17 protein-coding genes are annotated in these 17,755 nt (G+C 71.3%); 7 read left to right on the top strand and 10 right to left on the bottom strand.

What is annotated here, in order from left to right; translation table 11 throughout:
* Positions 1-7 precede the first annotated feature (7 nt).
* The 3 genes from ABZS69_RS24730 to ABZS69_RS24720 are packed head-to-tail and all read right to left on the bottom strand — an operon-like array spanning position 8 to position 3,010.
* Complete coding sequence (locus ABZS69_RS24730) at positions 8-841, bottom strand: carbohydrate ABC transporter permease (protein ID WP_355376626.1); 834 nt, start codon at positions 839-841, stop codon at positions 8-10.
* Positions 838-1,794 (bottom strand): sugar ABC transporter permease, encoded by a 957-nt coding sequence (locus ABZS69_RS24725; protein ID WP_355376624.1) that lies wholly within the window; start codon positions 1,792-1,794, stop codon positions 838-840. The genes ABZS69_RS24730 and ABZS69_RS24725 overlap by 4 nt, the downstream gene beginning before the upstream one ends.
* Before the next feature lies 1 nt (position 1,795).
* Entirely contained in the window at positions 1,796-3,010 is a 1,215-nt protein-coding gene (locus ABZS69_RS24720) for an ABC transporter substrate-binding protein (protein WP_355376622.1), read from the bottom strand.
* 124 nt (positions 3,011-3,134) lie between these two features.
* Here ABZS69_RS24720 and ABZS69_RS24715 point away from each other — a divergent pair, with 124 nt between their 5' ends.
* Positions 3,135-4,355, top strand: a complete 1,221-nt coding sequence (locus ABZS69_RS24715; protein ID WP_355376620.1) for an ROK family protein — start codon at positions 3,135-3,137, stop codon at positions 4,353-4,355.
* 15 nt (positions 4,356-4,370) lie between these two features.
* Here ABZS69_RS24715 and ABZS69_RS24710 read toward each other — a convergent pair whose 3' ends face one another.
* A complete protein-coding gene (locus tag ABZS69_RS24710; RefSeq protein WP_355376618.1) occupies positions 4,371-5,549 on the bottom strand; it encodes an alpha-hydroxy acid oxidase in 1,179 nt (392 codons plus the stop codon).
* A 149-nt stretch (positions 5,550-5,698) separates the two neighbouring features.
* On the opposite strand from ABZS69_RS24710, the gene ABZS69_RS24705 reads away from it, so the two are divergent.
* Positions 5,699-6,337 carry a metal-dependent phosphohydrolase gene (locus tag ABZS69_RS24705; RefSeq protein ID WP_355376882.1) on the top strand — a complete coding sequence of 213 codons (639 nt, stop codon included), beginning with the start codon at positions 5,699-5,701 and terminating at the stop codon, positions 6,335-6,337.
* Positions 6,338-6,454: 117 nt separating this feature from the next.
* Here ABZS69_RS24705 and ABZS69_RS24700 read toward each other — a convergent pair whose 3' ends face one another.
* The 4 genes from ABZS69_RS24700 to ABZS69_RS24685 all read right to left on the bottom strand — a co-directional run bounded on the left by ABZS69_RS24700 (position 6,455) and on the right by ABZS69_RS24685 (position 9,205).
* Positions 6,455-6,718: a DUF4031 domain-containing protein gene (locus tag ABZS69_RS24700; RefSeq protein WP_355376617.1), complete on the bottom strand. Its 264-nt coding sequence runs from the start codon at positions 6,716-6,718 to the stop codon at positions 6,455-6,457.
* A 111-nt stretch (positions 6,719-6,829) separates the two neighbouring features.
* On the bottom strand, positions 6,830-7,585 hold the full coding sequence (locus ABZS69_RS24695; RefSeq protein ID WP_355376615.1) for an HAD family hydrolase: 756 nt from the start codon (positions 7,583-7,585) through the stop codon (positions 6,830-6,832).
* A gap of 18 nt (positions 7,586-7,603) precedes the next feature.
* Positions 7,604-8,773 carry a cytochrome P450 gene (locus ABZS69_RS24690; RefSeq protein ID WP_355376613.1) on the bottom strand — a complete coding sequence of 390 codons (1,170 nt, stop codon included), beginning with the start codon at positions 8,771-8,773 and terminating at the stop codon, positions 7,604-7,606.
* A gap of 147 nt (positions 8,774-8,920) precedes the next feature.
* Positions 8,921-9,205: a hypothetical protein gene (locus ABZS69_RS24685; protein ID WP_355376611.1), complete on the bottom strand. Its 285-nt coding sequence runs from the start codon at positions 9,203-9,205 to the stop codon at positions 8,921-8,923.
* Positions 9,206-9,644: 439 nt separating this feature from the next.
* Between ABZS69_RS24685 and ABZS69_RS24680 the strand changes: the two genes are divergently transcribed.
* A complete protein-coding gene (locus tag ABZS69_RS24680; protein ID WP_355376609.1) occupies positions 9,645-10,886 on the top strand; it encodes a hypothetical protein in 1,242 nt (413 codons plus the stop codon).
* Positions 10,887-10,897: 11 nt separating this feature from the next.
* Positions 10,898-11,590 (top strand): DUF2786 domain-containing protein, encoded by a 693-nt coding sequence (locus ABZS69_RS24675; RefSeq protein WP_355376607.1) that lies wholly within the window; start codon positions 10,898-10,900, stop codon positions 11,588-11,590.
* A gap of 75 nt (positions 11,591-11,665) precedes the next feature.
* Here ABZS69_RS24675 and pgm read toward each other — a convergent pair whose 3' ends face one another.
* Complete coding sequence (gene pgm / locus ABZS69_RS24670) at positions 11,666-13,297, bottom strand: phosphoglucomutase (alpha-D-glucose-1,6-bisphosphate-dependent) (protein ID WP_355376605.1); 1,632 nt, start codon at positions 13,295-13,297, stop codon at positions 11,666-11,668.
* A 98-nt stretch (positions 13,298-13,395) separates the two neighbouring features.
* Between pgm and ABZS69_RS24665 the strand changes: the two genes are divergently transcribed.
* Genes ABZS69_RS24665 through thrS form a run of 3 tightly spaced genes read left to right on the top strand, consistent with a single transcriptional unit; the run spans position 13,396 to position 16,964 of the window.
* Positions 13,396-14,295, top strand: a complete 900-nt coding sequence (locus ABZS69_RS24665; protein WP_355376603.1) for a TIGR03564 family F420-dependent LLM class oxidoreductase — start codon at positions 13,396-13,398, stop codon at positions 14,293-14,295.
* A gap of 42 nt (positions 14,296-14,337) precedes the next feature.
* Positions 14,338-14,934: a GH25 family lysozyme gene (locus ABZS69_RS24660; protein ID WP_355376601.1), complete on the top strand. Its 597-nt coding sequence runs from the start codon at positions 14,338-14,340 to the stop codon at positions 14,932-14,934.
* Between the two features lie 29 nt (positions 14,935-14,963).
* Entirely contained in the window at positions 14,964-16,964 is a 2,001-nt protein-coding gene (gene thrS, locus ABZS69_RS24655; protein ID WP_355376880.1) for a threonine--tRNA ligase, read from the top strand.
* A 63-nt stretch (positions 16,965-17,027) separates the two neighbouring features.
* Here the strand turns inward: thrS and ABZS69_RS24650 are convergent, their stop codons facing one another.
* Complete coding sequence (locus ABZS69_RS24650) at positions 17,028-17,750, bottom strand: PIG-L deacetylase family protein (protein ID WP_355376599.1); 723 nt, start codon at positions 17,748-17,750, stop codon at positions 17,028-17,030.
* Positions 17,751-17,755 lie beyond the last annotated feature (5 nt).

The following is a 17,755-nucleotide window of genomic DNA, read 5'->3' as shown; positions in this document are numbered from 1 at the left end:
GGTCTCCTCAAGCTTTCAGTCCGGTGAACGCGATGCCCTGCAGGATGCGGCGCTGGAACACGATCAGCACCGCGATGACCGGCAGGACGGCGAGCGTGGCGCCCGCCATGATGTAGTAGGCCCGCCCGCCGTCGGGGCTGGCGACGAGCTGCTGCAACGCCAGCGGCAGCGTGTACAGCTCGGGGTCGTTGGTGACGACCAGCGGCCAGACCAGGTCGTTCCAGTGGAACAGGAAGCTGGTGATGGTCACGACCGCCAGCACCGGCTTCGACAGCGGCAGCACGATCCGCCAGAAGATCTGCATGCGGCCCGCGCCGTCGATGAGCGCGGCCTCCTCCAGCTCGGCCGGGATCGACAGGAAGAACTGCCGCAGCAGGAAGATGTCCAGCACGGAGGCGATGTTCGGGACGATGAGCCCCCATCCGGAGTCGAACATCCCCAGCGCCTGCGTGACATGGATGCGCGGCACCAGCAGCGTGATCGCGGGCACCATCATGCCGCCCAGCATGATCACGAACAGCTTGTCGCGGCCCGGGAACGGGATCCGCGCGAACGCGTACGCGGCCAGCGCGTCCACCAGCAGCTTGGCCGGCACCAGGATCGCGCACACCCAGACGCTGTTGACGAACGCGTTCCCGAGGCCGCCGACGTTCAGCACGTAGTCGTAGTTGTCCAGAGTGGCCGCCCACTCGCCGGTCTTCTTGTCGAGCGGCAGCAGGTTGGGCACCTTGCTGTAGATGTCCTGCCCGTGCTTGACCGAGGTGGCCAGCATCCACAGGAACGGCACCACCGACACCGCCGCCAGCAGCACCAGGGCCACGTAGAAGGGGGCCTTCCTCATGCCGCCTCCTGCTTGACGAACCTGAACTGCAGCGCGGTCACGATCATGATGAAGACGAGCAGGATGAACGACATCGCGCAGGCCGCCCCCATGGCGTCGTAGCGGAACGCGAACAGGTAGAGGTGGAGGACGTAGGTCAGGCCCGACTGCTCGGGGCCGCCGGTGACGCTGCGCCCGTTGCCGGAGAAGATCACGTACACCAGGCCGAACACCTGGAGTGCCGCGATCACGCCCGTCACCAGGAGGTAGAACGTGGTGGGCCGGAGCATCGGGAAAGTCACCCGCCAGAACCGCTGCCAGGGGCCGGCCCCGTCGATGACCGCCGCCTCCGTGATCGCGCCGGGGATGCCCTTCAGCCCGGCCAGGTAGATGATCATCGAGATGCCGCACTGCCAGGCCGCGATGAACGCCAGCGCGGGGATGACCAGCTCGGGGGTGTTGAGCCAGTTCTGCCCCGGGATGCCGAACAGGCCGAGCACCGCGTTGATCAGGCCGTACTGGGGGTCGTAGAGCCAGCGCCAGATCGCACCGACCGCCGCCTCGGCCGTGACGACCGGCAGGAACAGCAGCAGCCTGAACAGGTTCGCCCCGCGCCTGATCGCGTTCAGCAGCAGCGCCTGCGCCAGCGCGGAGACCATGGTCAGCGGGACCGCGACGAGCGTGTACTGCAGCGTGACGCCGACCGACTTCCAGAAGTGCGGATATTTCACGTCATCGAAGAACAGGTCGGCGTAGTTCGCCAGCCCCACCCAGGCGGCGTCGGAGCGCAGGTTCCAGTCCGTGAAGCTGTAGTAGAGCGCCGACAGTGCCGGATACAGCAGGAAGATCAGGAAATAGGCGAGCGCGGGGGCGACCAGGAGCCAGCCGATGAGCCGGTCCCGGCGGCGGGCCGACGGCCGCCGCCGGGACGGCCTGGTCGCCACCGGCGCTTGCGCCAGTGCGGGTGCCGCCACGTCAGCCGTTCCAGCCGATCAGGGAGCGCGTCTTGGCCGCCGCGTCGGTCAGCGCCTGCTGGGCCGTGGCCTTGCCGGTCAGCGCCGACTCGATCGCCGGGGCGATGATCTCGTCGTTGACCTGGATCCACTGCGGCACCGCCGGGCGGGCGTGCGCCACCTTGAGCTGTTCGAGGAAGGCCGCCTGCTCGGGACCGCCCGCGACCACCTGCGCCTTGAGGTTGACGGGGAAGCCGCCGAACGCGTCCGCGACCGCGCCGTTGTTGGTCTCGTTCGCCAGGAAGGCCAGCCACTTCCACGCCAGGTCGGCGTTCTTGCTGGAGGAGAAGACGACGGAGTCCTCGCCGCCGATGTTCCCGGCCGGCTCGGTCTTGTACGGCAGCGGCGCCACGCCGAAATCGAGGTCGGGGAACTGCTCGTGGATCGTCGGCACGTCCCAGGGGCCGGAGATGGTCATGGCGGCCAGGCCGTTCTCGAAGGGTTTGTCCGAGTCGGTGATCTGCCGCGGCGACGACTTCAGCAGGTCGACCCAGAGTTGCAGGGCCTCCACCGCGGGCGGCTGGTCGAACAGCACCTTCTTGCCCGCGTCGTCCACCATCTGGCCGCCCGCACCGTGCACCACGCCGGGGAACATCCAGGCGCCGTACCCGTCGCCCTTGGGGACGTTCATGCCGGCCACCTTGGCGTCGGCGGCGTGCACCCGCTCGGCGGTCTGCTTCAGCTCGTCCCAGGTCTTGGGCGGGGTCGGGACCAGCTTCTTGTTGTAGAAGAGCGCGACCGTGGTCTGGTCCTGCGGCAGGCCGTAGAGCTTGCCGTTCGCGCGGTTGGTGTCGAGCGCGCCCTTGTAGAAGCCGGCCTCGTCGACCAGGCCGGAGGGGACCTCCTTGATCGTGCCGTCCAGGGCGTACTTGGAGACCAGGGGCTGGTCGAGTATGCCCGCGTCCGGCGCGCTCTTGCTGGCCACGGCGCTGCCGAGCTTGGTGTTGTAGTCGTCCTTGGGGATCTTGACGAGCTTCACGGTGACGCCGGGGTTGGCCTTCTCGAAGTCCTTGCGGACCTTCTCGATGACCTGTCCGGCCTGCGGGGTGCGGTCCTGGTACATCCAGAACGTCAGCGTCTTGTCCGCGTCGCCGCCACTGCCGCCGCCGCTGCCGCAGGCGGCCAGCCCGGCCGCGAGCGCCGCCGCGACGACGCCTCGCACGAGTCCTCGGCTCATAGTCATCTCCTCATCGGGGGGATGGCCAGACCATAATCTAAGCTCTGAAGAAAGTCAGGAGCCGGTCGGAAACGCTTCGGTAACACCGGGTTCATGGCGATTTCGGCTGGTGAACTACCATGGCGTGGCGATCGCGGGAGAGGCGGGGGCGAGAATGGGCACCTCAGGGCGCAGGACCGTACGGGATCTTCGCAGGGGGAACCGGGCGATGCTCCTGCGCGCGCTCTACTTCGGCGGCCCGGCCAGCCGCAACGACCTGTCGGCCGCGACCGGGCTGAGCCCCGCCACGGTCAGCACCATGACCGGCGACCTGCTCTCCGAGAACGTCGTCGTCGAGGCCGGTCAGGTCGACTCCGACGGCGGCCGGCCCCGCGTGCTGCTCAGGGTCAACCCCGCCTACGGGTACGCGGTCGGCGTCGACGTGGGGGAGACGCAGGTCAGCGTCGAGCTGTTCGACCTGCAGATGGCGAAGCTCGCCAGGGCGCACTACGCGGTCCGCTCGGCCAAACACGACCCGGAGCTGGTCGCCCGCCACATCCTGGCCGGCGTCGACACGGTGATCGCCGAGAGCGAGGTGCCGGCCGAGCGGGTGCTCGGCGTCGGCGTCGGCGTGCCCGGCATCGTCGAGCCGGGGCCGGACGCGCTGGTGCGGGCCAAGACGTTCGGCTGGGAGGCGGTGCCGTTGGGAGCGCTCCTACGGGCGGGCACGTCGCTGCCGCTGTTCGTGGACAACGGCGCCAAGACCATGGGGCAGGCCGAGCTCTGGTTCGGCTCGGGCAAGGGCACGCGCGACGCGATCATCGTGCTCATGGGCTCGGGCGTCGGCGGCACCGTCGTGACCGACGGCCAGATCTACCGGGGCGCGGGCAAGGCCGCCGGCGAGGTCGGGCACCTGAAGCTGATCGCGGGCGGGCGGGCCTGCCGGTGCGGGGCGCGCGGCTGCCTGGAGGCGTACCTCGGGGCCGAGGGGATCCTCGACCGCGCGGGCGTCGTCGCCGACTCCGCCGACGAGGAGGCCGCGCTGGCCCGGCTGCTCGACGAGGGCTCCCCGGTCATCGCCGAGAGCGTCGACCTGCTGGGTGTGGGGCTGTCGAGCCTGGTCCACCTGTTCAACCCCGAGCGCATCGTCATCGGCGGCTGGGCGGGGCTCATGCTGGGCCGGCGGCTGCTGGCGGAGATCAGGGCGGCGACCGCGGCCAACACGCAGGCCCAGCCGTTCCAGCCCGAGACGATCGTGCTGGGCCGCCTCGGCCCCGACGCGGTGGCGCTGGGCGCGGCGACGCTGGTGCTGGAGCCGTTCTTCCTGGGAGCGGCCTTCCAGGGAACCGTCAGCACCATCGCGTAGGGCTCGCGTAGGACTTCAATCAAGCCCTGATGTATCTCTGAGGCGCACCATGTCGGGGCTGAGCCCGCCGATCCCGCCGGCGCCGAGCAGTTGGAGGGTGCGTACGAGCTCCTTGTGCAGCAGGTCCAGCACCCGCCGCACCCCGGCCTCGCCGCCCGCCATCAGGCCGTACAGGTAGGCGCGGCCGATGAAGCAGGCCCGCGCGCCGAGCGCGACCGCGGCGGCGACGTCGGCCCCGTTGCGGACACCCCCGTCCAGGAAGACCTCCGTGCGATCGCCCACGGCGGCCACCACGTGGGGCAGCAGCTCCAGCGGCGTGGCGGCGCGGTCGAGCTGCCGCCCGCCGTGGTTGGACACCACCAGGCCGTCCACCCCGAGCGCGGCCAGCTCCCTGGCGTCGTCGACCCGCTGCACGCCCTTGACCAGCAGCCGACCCTGCCACGCCGAGCGGATCCACTCCAGGTCGGCCATGGTCACGGAGGGGTCGAACATCAGGTTCGTGAGCCCGGCCAGGTCGCCGGGGGCGCCCTCGATGGTAGCGAACCGCAGCGGCTCGCTGGTCAGGAAGTCGAACCACCACGCCGGGTGCCACAGCGCCTGCAGCGCGCTACGCCAGCGCAGGGACGGCGGGACCGTCAGGCCGTGCCGCACGTCGCGCAGCCGCGCCCCCGCCACCGGCACGTCGACGGTCACGACCAGCACGTCCATGCCCGCCGCGCGGGCCATGGCGAGCGTCTCCAGGTTGCGCGCGCGGTCGCGGACCACGTACAGCTGGAACCAGTTCCACCCGTCGGGCGCGGCGGCGGCCACGTCGGCGGCCGTCGTGGTGCCCATCGTGGACAGCGCGTAGGGGACGCCCGCGCGCTCGGCCGCCCTGGCCACGGCCCGCTCGCCTTCGCGGTGCATCATCCGGGTGAACCCGGTCGGCCCGAGCACGACCGGCATCGCGATCCGCCTGCCCAGGATCTCGACCTCGGTCGGGGCCGCCGCCACGTCGCGCAGGATCCGCGGGCGGAACTCCACCCGCCTGAACGCCTCCACCGCCCTGGCCATCGACAGCTCGCCCTCGGCCGCGCCGTCCACGTAGTCGAACACCATGCGCGGGGCGCGTCTCCTGGCGAGCAGCCGGAGATCGGCGAGGTCGGCGGCCTCGGCCACCCGCCGCGCCCTGGACAGCCGCGGGCGCCCGGGCACGACGGCACGCAGCTCCCGCCAGCTGGGCAGGCGCCTGGGTTCCCGCGCATTCCCGTCGATGCTTCGGACGCTACCAAAGGTACGGTGAGACCGTGATCGACGACGGGACACCACCGGCAGGCGACCGGGCGTTGCTGACGGGTGATCGGGTGGCGCTGGCGGGGGACTGGGCCGCGTTGGTGGGGGACTCGCCCGCCTCCCTCGCCACAGGGGCGGAGTTGCTCGCCCGCTGGGCCGAGCCGCACCGCCGCTACCACAACCTCGACCACCTCGCCGCCGTGCTCGGCGGGATCGCGCAGCTCGCGGCCCCGGGGGGCGATCTCGCGGACGACCTCCCCGCCGTGCGTCTCGCCGCCTGGTTCCACGACGCCGTCTACGACGGACGGCCGGGCCTGGACGAGGAGCGCAGCGCCCAGCTCGCGCAGTCCAGGCTGCCCAGGTGCGGGGTGCCCGCCGGACGGGTCGCCGAGGCGGCCAGGCTGGTACGCCTCACCGCCGCCCACGACACCCTCGCCGAAGGGGACCACAACGGCGCCGTCCTGTGCGACGCCGACCTGGCCGTGCTCGGAATGCCCGGGTACGACGACTACGCGGGCCGGATCCGGCAGGAGTACGCCCACGTGCCCGACGACCTGTTCAGGGCGGGGCGGGCCGAGGTGCTGCGCCGCCTGCTCGCCGTACCGCGCCTCTACCGGACGGAACGCGCCCGCGAGCTGTGGGAGGAACGGGCACGCGCCAACATGACCCGCGAACTGGCGACCCTCACGGCAGACCACGACGTGTCGTAGCGGGCGGACCGTCCTGCAGCACCGGCACCGGCACCGGCACCGGCACCGGCACCGGCACCGGCACCGGCGGCGGGACGGTGGCGCCGGTTCAGCGGTGGTGGGGCGTGCTGTGCTGGTTCAGCGGCGCTTGCGGCGGCGCAGGCCGGACGCGACCAGCCGCAGGAGCAGCTCACGCGAGCTGACCGCCTCGGCCCCCAGCTCCACCGCCCGGGCGTGCACGGTCTCCGGCACGTCGTAGTGATCCCGATCGAAGGCCCGCTCCGGCACCCCCAGCCGCGAGGCGAAGTCGTGCAGCTCCTCCAGCGAGCGGTCGCTGACCAGATGCGACCACATCAGGTCGCGCGGCCCAGGCCAGTTGGGCGGGTCGATGAGAACGGTCACGCCGTCAAGCGTAAAGCCGCTCCCACCGACCCGCGCTCACGCCGCCCAGGGCGGGCCCGACCGGCCAGGCGTCATGCCGTCAAGGGCGGGACTCTGGCGCGGACCGCCGGCTCATGCGGTCAAGGGTGGGACCCTGCCGCGGACCGCCAGCTCGCTCAGGTCGGACACCACGACCTCGGCGCCCGCCGCGCGCAGCTCCGCCGCCTCGGCCCCGTCCCTGGCCACCGCCACGACCAGCCCGAACCCGCCCTTCCTGCCCGCCTCCACCCCGGGCAGCGCCGCGTCCACCACCGCGGCCCTGACGGCGGGCAGCGCCAGCCGGCGCGCCGCCTCCAGGAAGAGGGCGGGGTCGGGCTTGCCGGGCAGGTTCATCAGGGCCGCGTCGTTGCCGTCCACCACCAGGTCGAACAGGTGCAGCACACCCGCCGACGTGACCAGCTTGCGGCCGTGCAGGCTGGCGGAGACGGCCGCCGTACGGGCCCCGCGCTGCCGCAGCTCGTGCAGCAGCGAGACCGTGGACGGGAACGCGGCCACCCCGTACTTCTCCACCTGGGCCATGAAGATCCGGTCCTTGGCCAGGCCGAGCCCGTGCACGGTCGCCGCGCCGGGCTCGTCGTCGGGCGAGCCCTCGGGCACCGTGATGCCGCGTGACTCAAGGAAAGTGCGAATGCCGTCGAGACGCGGGCGGCCGTCCACGTGGCGCAGATAGTCGTCCCGGATGTCGAACGGTGTCGAGCGGCCGCGCAGGAACGCGTCGAAGACGTGTTTCCAGGCGGCCGCGTGCCCCCGAGCGGTGTCGGTGACCACGCCGTCGGTGTCGAACAGGACGGCGCTGATCGTGGTCAGATCGATGACAGGCTCGTTCACATTGCGAACGTAACCGCTCTACCAGGCGACGGGTAGCTCTTTGACCCCGTACACGATGGCGAGTTCCCTGAACGGTACCTCGCCCGCGACGTGCAGCCCCGGGAAGCGGCGCAGCAGCGCGGGGAAGGCGATGCGCATCTCCATCTGCGCCAGCGGCGCGCCGATGCAGCGGTGGATGCCGTGGCCGAACGCCATGTGCGAGCCCGCCGTCTCCCTGCCTGGCCGCACCTGGTCCATGTCCTCGCCCAGGGCGGGGTCGCGGTTGGCGGCGGTGAGTGAGCAGAGGACCAGTTCGCCCTTCTTGATCTGTACGCCGTGCAGCTCCAGGTCGTCGCGGGCGAACCGGGGGAAGGCCACCTGGACGACCGTCATGTAGCGCAGCAGCTCTTCGACGACGTCGTTGATGTACCCGTCGACCTCGCGGACCTTGGCGGCCTCCTCGGGGTTCTGCAGCAGCCACAGGGTGCCCAGGGCGAGCATGCTGGTGCTGGTGTCGTGCCCGCCGGTCAGCAGCCCGTCGGCCATGCTGGCGAGCGTACGGTCGTCCAGCTCGTCACCGTGCTCGCGCAGCAACTGGCCGAGCAGCCCCTCGCCGGGGTTCTGCCGCTCCCGGGCGACCAGGTCGGTCAGGTAGGCCATGGCGTCGTTGATCGCCTGCAGCGACGCCTCCGGCCCGGCCGTGAAGTCGAACCGGTCCTTGCTGATCTTCACGAAGTCGGCGCGCTCCTCGTACGGGACGCCCAGCAGCTCGCACACCACCAGCGACGGGATCGGCAGCGCGAACTCCTCCACCAGGTCCACGGGGGAGCCCTTGGCCTCGATGCGGTCCAGGTGCTCCTCGACCATGGCCTCGATGCGCGGCTCCAGCCTGCGCAGGCGGCGCATGGTGAACTCCGGCGTCAGGTACTTGCGCAGCCGCGTGTGCTCGGGCGGGTCGCGGAAGCCCAGGCCGCCCGGGTCCTCCTGATTTGAGCCCAGGCCGATCACTCCGGCGAAGTCGTTGCTGAAGCGCTCGTGGTCGCTCAGGACGCTCCGTACGTCCTCCCAGCGGGTGACGAGGTAGACGGTCTGGCTGCCGGGGATCTCCATGGGGAAGACGGGGTGTTCGGCCCGGATCCGTCCGAGCTCGCCCACAGGGTCGAACCCGTCACGCATGAACTGGACGAGGGGAAACTCATTGTCTGACATCGATATCCGTCCTGCTGGGATACATCACGCCATCTTGGGATAAATCCCTCCATAGATGGTCCCATTCAGAGCAGCGGATGTTGCCCTCCGAAAGGACGAATTTCCTCTCCCCCTCGCGGCCCCCACCGCCCCCCGCACGGGACCGTCCTAGGCTTCCTGACCAGCCAGAACCCTGGTCACCTCGTCGGGCGGCGGCTCGCTCCTGTCACGCGCGTACACGGGCGGCTCGGGCAGGGGGGCCTCCGCCGACAACGCCGGCGGGGCGGGCTTGGGCTTGCGCGGCTCACGCACCCCGCCCTCGCCGCCTTCCGACGGGTCGTCGAACGGGAACTCCTCACCGCCGGGCCAGTGCGGCTCGCCGGGCCCGAACCCGGGCCTCCAGGCGGGTGCGCCGCTGGGAAGAGCGCGGCGCCTGCGTGATCGCTTGCTCACAATCCCCTCCTCGCGGCCCATTGTGCGCCCACCCCCGCCCCCCGACCACCCCCACTCCACGCCTCTATCCCCAACGCCACCCCACCCCCTCGCCGCCCACTCTTCGGGTTCCCTCCCACCCGCGCCGCCCCCTATCGCTGTCCCCTCGCCCCCTCGACACGGCCTCGCCCCCTCGACGGCCTCGCGCCCTCGCACTCGCGCGCCCTCGTGCCTCCGTGAGCGCGTGAGCGCCGCTCGGTCGGCGTGCTGCTCCGCTCCGTGCGCCGGGTCCCTGGGGGACCGCGCTGGGTCACCGTTGGGTTCGGGGGGAGATGCCGGAACCGTAGTGAAACAGGGGCAAAATGGGGCGGCAGATGTCGTTTGGCGTACAAGATGGCGACATTCTGCGATGATCTCGTCGCATAGAGCCGGAGTTTGAGCCCCCACGGATAGTGACCAGATGCCGACATTTGAGGAAATAGCAGCCTTCGTCACCGAGAAGCCGCTCGCCACCGCCGTCATCGCGTTGCTGAGCCTGGCCGGGCTGGCGTTGGCGTTCCTGGTGCTGAGGATCGTCTGGCGGGCCACCGCCTGGCTGTTCTCCCGGTACGTCGCCCAGCGTCCCATCGAGGACGTGCTGACCATCGTCGCCGCCTCCATCGCCACCGGCGTGTCCGCGCAGGGCATGTGGCGCTTCTCCGGCGACGTGCTCGGCCTGGACGGGCCGCTGCGGCTGCTGCTGTTCGCGTTCATCGAAGTCGCGATCATCACGAGCGCGGTGCGGGCCCGCCGCAACATGCGCGAGAACTTCTCCGCCGGCATCGACGGCATCGCCGTGTGGGCGCTGACCTGCCTGACCGCCGTACTGTCCAGCATGGACGCGCGCAGCCTGCCCGAAGCGGTGTTCAGGCTCGCGGCGCCGCTGGTCGCCGCCTGGCTCTGGGAGCGCGGCATGGCCATCGAGCGGCACCGCATCCGCGGCACCGGCCGCATCAACTGGCGCCTGACGCCCGAGCGGCTGCTGGTCCGGGTCGGGCTGGCCGAGGTCAGCGACCGTACGGCGAGCGAGGTCGACGCGCACCGCCGGCTGACCAGGGTCGCGCTGGCCGCCAAGCGGGCCAAGGCACTGCGCGACAACGGGGCCTCCGAGCGCAAGATGCGCACCGCGCTGGCCAAGCTCGACAAGGCCATGGACCAGGCCGTCGAGCACACCGGGCTGGCCGTGAACCAGGCCCGCCAGGAGGCGCTGCTGGCCCAGATCGCCGCCCTCTACAACACCACCGCCCTCATCGACGCCGCCCCCCGTGTGCCGTGGGAGCCGGAGCCCGAGCAGCAGCCGGTGCCCGCCCGTCCGGCGCTGCCGCCCGCGCTGGCCGAGCTCGTCGAGGAGGAGGACGAGGACATCGAGGTCCTCGACACCACCCCGCAGGTCGTCGACACCGCGCAGCGGGCGGCGCTGATGCGCCAGGCCCGCGCGTTCTGGGACCGCCAGATCGCCAAGGGCATCGTGCCGCGTTCGGTGGACATCGCCCAGGAGATCGGCATCTCGCTGGCCACGGCGCGCGAGTATCGTGCCCTGTGGAAGCTCGAGCCGCGGGCGCACGCCCTCATCGAGGCGCTGTTCCAGCAGCACGGCATCGTCGACACGGGCGCCTTCCCCGCCATCGCGGACGACGGGCGGGTGCTGACCACGAAGTTGTAGGGGGAGCGCGGTTGCGGGAGCGCACGCTGGAGCGCGTCAGGAAACTCCTGGCCAAGGCCGAACGCACCGACAACGAGCACGAGCGGGCGACGTTCATGGCGGCCGCGTCGGCGCTGATGGCCAAGCACGGCATCGACTCGCTCCCCCCGGCGGGCACGCGCCAGACGCCCGGCGACCGGGTCGTCACCCTGCCCAACCCCTGGGCCAGGGAGAAGGCCCGGCTGGTCAGCCTGGTCGCGCAGGCCGTGCGCTGCCGCCCCCTGCTCATCGGGCGGGGCGACGGTGGGCAGCGGGTGCACGTGTTCGGGTTCGCGGCCGATCTGGAGCGGGCCGACCTGCTGGCCACGTCGCTGCTGCTGCAGATGGCGGGCGGGCTGGCGCGCGTGCGGGTGCCCGACGGCGTGACCGCCGTGCGGGCGTACCGGCGGTCGTGGCTGCTGGGGTTCACGGACGAGGTGTACCGGCTGCTGTGCGCGGCCGAGTCCGAGGCGGCCCAGGCCAGTACGGGCGCCGCCCTCGTCCTGGCCGACCGCCGGGCCGAGGTGGAGCGGGCGGTGGCCGTCCACTATCCGGACATCCGGATCAGCGTGCCCAGGACGAGCGGCACGGGGTACCGGGACGGGGTCGCCGCGGGCCGCCGCGCCGACCTCGGCCGTACCGGCATGACCACCGGCACGGCACCCGAGCTGGCCCCCGGCCGCTGACCCCGCCCGGACGCCGGAGCGCCCGGCTGCTGACCCCGCCCGGACGCCGGAGCGCCCGGACACCGGCCCGCGCGGTCAGGCGAGGGCGTCGGAGACCAGGGAACGGGCCTCCTCCTGCACCTTGGCCAGGTGGTCGGGGCCGCGGAAGGACTCGGCGTAGATCTTGTAGACGTCCTCCGTGCCCGACGGCCGGGCCGCGAACCAGGCGTTCTCCGTCGAGACCTTCACCCCGCCGAGCTCGGCCCCGTTGCCGGGCGCCGTGGTCTGGACGGCGGTGATCGGCTCGCCGGCCAGCGACGACGCCTTGACCTGCGCGGCCGAGAGTTTCGCGAGCACCGCCTTCTCCTCGCGCGTGGCGGGGGCGTCGACCCGGGCGTACGCGGGCTCCCCGAACCGCTCGACCAGCTCCCGGTAGTGCGCGCCGGGCGACTTGCCGGTGACGCCCTGGATCTCGGAGGCCAGCAGCGCCAGGATGATCCCGTCCTTGTCCGTGGCCCAGACGGACCCGTCGCGCCGCAGGAACGACGCTCCCGCGCTCTCCTCGCCCCCGAACCCCAGCGACCCGTCCAGCAGCCCCGGGACGAACCACTTGAACCCGACCGGCACCTCGTACAGCCGCCGCCCCAAGGACCGTACGACCCGGTCGATGATCCCGCTGCTGACCATCGTCTTGCCCACTCCGGCGTCCGCGGGCCAGCCGTCGCGGTGCGTGTAGAGGTAGGAGACGGCGACGGCGAGGTAGTGGTTGGGGTTCAGCAGGCCGCCGTCGGGGGTGACGATGCCGTGCCGGTCGGCGTCGGCATCGTTTCCGGTGGAAATGTCGTACTTATCGCGATTGGCGATGAGAGACGCCATCGCGTACGGCGACGAGCAGTCCATCCGGATCTTGCCGTCCCAGTCGAGCGTCATGAACCGCCACGTCGGATCGACCAGCGGATTGACCACGGTCAGGTCGAGCCGGTGCCGCTCCGCGATCTCCCCCCAGTACGCCACGCTCGCCCCGCCCAGCGGGTCGGCCCCGATGCGCACCCCGGCCTCCCGGACCGCGTCCAGGTCGACCACGGACGGCAGGTCGTCCACGTACATCCCGAGGAAGTCGTAGCGCCCCGCCGCCTCCAGGGCCTTCGCGTACGAGACCCGCAGCACGCTCTCCAGCCCGCCGGCCATCAGCCGGTTGGCGCGGTCCTGGATCCACGTGGTCGCGTCGGTGTCGGCCGGTCCGCCGTGCGGCGGGTTGTACTTGAACCCGCCGTCGCCCGGCGGGTTGTGCGACGGCGTGATCACGACGCCGTCGGCGAGCGCGCTGGTGCGGCCGCGGTTGTGACGCAGGATGGCGTGCGAGACGGACGGGGTCGGCGTGTAACCGTCACGGGAGTCGATCAGCACCTGGACCCCGTTGGCGACCAGCACCTCCAGCGCGGACACCCGCGCGGGCTCCGACAGCGCGTGCGTGTCGATGCCGAGGAACAGCGGCCCGTCGGTGCCCTGCGCCCGCCGGTATTCGCAGATGGCCTGCGTGGTGGCCAGGATGTGGTCCTCGTTGAACGCCGTCCTCAGCGACGACCCCCGGTGCCCCGACGTGCCGAACGCCACCCGCTGCCCAGGGTCGCCGGGATCGGGGTGCAGCGCGTAATAGGAGGTCACAAGCCGTGCGACGTCAACGAGGTCGGCGGGCTGGGCTGGCTGTCCTGCGCGTTCGTGCGTCATGGAGGCCACTTTACAAATCCGCCCCGGGGCAGCGGATGAGCGCGGGAGGGTGTGGGAAGGTACAGTTCGGTCGATTACTAGAACGGAGTTCGGTTCCTATGCGATTCGGTTATTTCTTGACAGAGCCCAGAGGAGACGACCCGATCGGCGGGTTGCGCGACCAGATCGCCCAGGCGGCGCAGGACGGCTTCACCTCCGCCTGGCTCTCCAACATCTTCGGCCTCGACGCCCTCACCGCCCTGGCCGCCGCCGGCAGCCAAGTGCCCGGCATCGAGCTCGGCACCGCCGTCGTCCCGACCTACCCGCGCCACCCGGCCGTGCTGGCCCAGCAGGCCATGACCACCAACGCCGCGCTCGGCGGGCGCCTCGCGCTCGGCGTCGGCCTGTCACACCAGATGGTCATCGAGGGCATGTACGGCCACAGCTTCGAGCGTCCTTACCGGCACATGAAGGAGTACCTGAACATCCTGCTCCCGCTCAGCCGGGGCGAGCACGTCAAGTACGAGGGCGAGACACTCAAGGCCGACCTCCAGCTCACCACGCCCGGCGGCGGCTTCCCGGTGCTGATCGCCGCGCTCGGCCCGCGCATGCTCAAGCTGGCCGGCACCGTGGCCGACGGCACCGTCCTGTGGATGACGGGCCCCAAGACGGTCGCCCAGCACATAGCGCCCACCATCACCGCAGCCGCCGCCGAGGCGGGCCGCGAGGCGCCCAGGATCGTCTGCGCGCTGCCGATCTGCGTCACCGACGACCCCGCCGCCGCCGTCGATCGCGCGAACGAGATCTTCGCGGTCTACGGACATCTGCCCTCTTATCGTGCGATGCTCGACAGGGAAGGCGCGGCCACCCCCGGAGACGTCGCCATCGTGGGCGACGAGGACGCGGTGCTGGCCAAGATCCAGGTGCTACGCGAGGCCGGCGTGACCGACTTCGTCGGCTCGGTGTTCGCGGGCAAGGAACGCACGCGGGCCCTGCTGATCGGCGCGGCGAAGGGCTGACCCCACGACATCTCCATAATTCTCCGGCGGGGTGAAGATCGCTTGCTCGATGGCATTGATGTGTCCGACTGGCAGGGGACCGTCGACTGGGCCGACCACGCGGAGGCCGGGGTGGCCTTCGCGTTCGCCAGAGCCACCGAGGGCGGCGACCTCGTCGACAAGCTGTTCGAGCGCCACTGGAACGGCATGGGCGAGAGCCGGATCGTCCGCGGCGCGTACCACCGCGCCAGGCCCGAGGGCGACCCGATCGAGCAGGCGCGCCGCTTTCTGTCCGCGATCGACGCGGCGGGCGGGCTGCGCGCCGGCGACCTGGTGGCCCTCGCCCTGGAGACGGCCGGCGGCCTGCGCCCCGAGCAGGTCGCCCGCCACGCGCGCCGCTGGTGCCACCACGTCGAACGGCACGGCGGCGTGCGGCCGTTCGTCCACACCTTCCAGGCGTTCGCGCGTGGCGGACACTGCGCGGGCCTGGGCGAGTACCCGTTATGGATCGCCGCTCCCGAGAAGCCGCGCGGCGAGCCCGCGGTGCCGCCGCCCTGGCGGGGCTGGGCCATCCATCAGTACGTCCACAGCCCGATCGACCGCAACGTGTTCCACGGGACCCGGCAGGACCTGACAAAGCTGGGGTTTCACCCGCGATAGCATCGGTGTTCACCAACGAAGCAGCTCCGGTGTCGAGCGCCGGGGCGCGATCCAAGGGAGTCACCGTGTCAGCCGAGCTACGCATCACCCTCGCCGGAGCCGAGCGTGTGGTCGCGGCCGGCACGACGGCCGGCGACGCACTCGAGGCCGACGGCCGCACGGTCATCGCGGCCAGGGTCAACGGCGAGCTTCGTGACCTGGCCCAGCCGCTGTCCGAGGGCGACGCGGTCGAGCCGGTCGAGGTCTCCAGCGCCGACGGCCGGGCCATCGTCCGCCACTCCACCGCCCACGTCATGGCGCAGGCGGTGCAGGAGCTGTTCCCCGAGGCCAAGCTGGGCATCGGGCCGCCCGTCGAAAACGGGTTCTACTACGACTTCGACGTCACGCAGGCGTTCCACCCCGACGATCTCAAGCGCATCGAGAAGCGCATGCGGGAGATCGTCAAGCAGGGGCAGCTGTTCTCCCGCCGGCCCGTCTCCGACGACGAGGCGCGCGCGGAGCTGGCGGCTGAGCCGTACAAGCTGGAGCTGATCGGGCTCAAGGGCGGCGCCGCCGACGAGGAGTCGGTCGAGGTGGGGGCCGGGCAGCTCACCATCTACGACAACCTCGACCCCAAGACCGGCGAGCTGCAGTGGAAGGACCTGTGCCGCGGCCCGCACGTGCCGTCCACCCGGTCGATCCCCGCGTTCAAGCTCATGCGCTCGGGCGGCGCCTACTGGCGCGGCAGCGAAAAGAACCCGCAGCTCCAGCGCATCTACGGCACCGCCTGGGAGTCCCGCGAAAAGCAGGACGACTACCTCAAGCTGCTGGAGGAGGCCGAGAAGCGCGACCACCGCAAGCTGGGCGTCGAGCTCGACCTGTTCAGCTTCCCGCCGGAGCTGGGCAGCGGCCTGCCGATCTTCCATCCCAAGGGCGGCATCATCCGCAAGGAGATGGAAGACTACATGCGCCGGCGGCAGGCGGAGGCGGGCTACGAGTTCGTCAACACGCCGCACATCACCAAGTCGTCGCTGTTCGAGACCTCGGGGCACCTGCCCTGGTATGCCGACGACATGTTCCCGGCCTTCGAGCTGGAGGGCATCGAATACCGGGTCAAGCCGATGAACTGCCCGATGCACAACCTGATCTTCCGGGCGCGCGGGCGTTCCTACCGCGAGCTGCCGCTGCGGCTGTGCGAGTTCGGCTCGGTCTACCGCTACGAGAAGTCGGGCGTGGTCCACGGCCTGACCCGGGTGCGCGGCATGACGCAGGACGACGCGCACATCTACACCACCCGGGAGCAGATGTCCGATGAGATCAAGTCGCTGCTGAGGTTCGTTCTCAGCGTGCTGCGCGACTTCGGTCTGCCGGACTTCTACCTGGAGCTGTCCACCCGTGACGACTCCGACAAGTTCATCGGCGACCCGGCCGAGTGGGACGAGGCCACCGAGGCGCTCTACCAGGTGGCCACCGAGTCGGGGCTGGAGCTGGTCGACGACCCGGGCGGCGCGGCCTTCTACGGCCCCAAGATCTCCGTCCAGGCCAAGGACGCGATCGGGCGCACCTGGCAGCTGTCCACCATCCAGCTCGACCTCAACCAGCCCAAGCGCTTCGGCCTCGAATACCAGGCGGCGGACGGCAGCCGGCAGACGCCGGTCATGATCCACCGGGCGCTGTTCGGCTCCGTCGAGCGCTTCCTCGGCGTGCTCACCGAGCACTACGCGGGCGCCTTCCCGCCCTGGCTCGCGCCGGTGCAGGTGGTGGGCATCCCGATCGCCGACGCGCACGTGCCCTACCTGCAGGACGTCGCCAAGAAGCTGCGCGAGCGCGGCATCCGGATCGAGGTCGACGCCTCCGACGACCGGATGCAGAAGAAGATCCGCAACGCGCAGAAGGGCAAGGTGCCCTTCATGCTGCTGGCCGGTGACGACGACATCGCCAACGGCGCGGTGTCGTTCCGCTACCGCAGCGGCGATCAGAAGAACGGGGTCCCGATCGAGCAGGCCGTGGCCGAGATCGTCAACGCCGTGGAGCGCCGCGTCCAGGTCTGATCCGATGGCGAAACGGCGGAGCCTTCCGGCTCCGCCGTTCTCCGTTGGCCGGCTGGGCCGGGTTTAACGGGTGAACAGGCGGAACGTGATGGCGGGGCGGCCGCCGAAGCGCCCGGCCGCCTCGCGGGCGAAGCCCTCGATGAGGTCGCGGGCGTACGACTCGGGATCCTCGTCGGTGAGCGCCTCGATGTAGGCGCGGTGCGCCACGAGCGAGCGCACGCCGCGCTCCAGGCCGTCGGTGACGTCCACGGCGTGGGTGGGGGAGTCGCTGCCCGCGACGGCGACCCAGCGGACGCCGTTCCAGGGCTCCGCCTCCGTATCCGGAAATATCCACTTATTCCCCGCGTCCCCGGCCGCGTCCAGAACGGCCCGGCCCACGGCGCGGTGGTCGGGGCTGTTCCAGTACGTCCCGCCCCAGGTGTCGTCCGGGTTCAGGGTGATCACGAGCTCGGGCCGGTGCCTGCGGATGGCGGCGGCGACGTCCTTCCTGAGCGCGGTCCCGTACTCGATCACGCCGTCGGGGTGGTCGAGGAACTCCACGCTCGTCACCCCGACGACGGCCGCGCTGGCCCGCTCCTCCCGCTCCCGCAACGGCCCGGCCTCGGCGGGGGCGAGCGTGTCGATCCCCGCCTCGCCCCTGGTGGCGATCAGGTACGCGACCTCGCGACCCTGGTCGGTCCAGGTGGCGATGGCGGCGGCGCAGCCGTACTCGAGGTCGTCGGGGTGCGCCACGATGGCGAGGGCGCGCTGCCAGTCGTCGGGCATGGGCTCCAGCTGATCGCTCATGGCCC

Origin of the sequence: Nonomuraea sp. NPDC005650 (assembly GCF_040605375.1) — a bacterium.
Taxonomy (GTDB): domain Bacteria; phylum Actinomycetota; class Actinomycetes; order Streptosporangiales; family Streptosporangiaceae; genus Nonomuraea.
The sequence above is the reverse complement of the archived record's forward strand: the minus strand, read 5'-3'. Positions and strand labels throughout refer to the sequence as shown.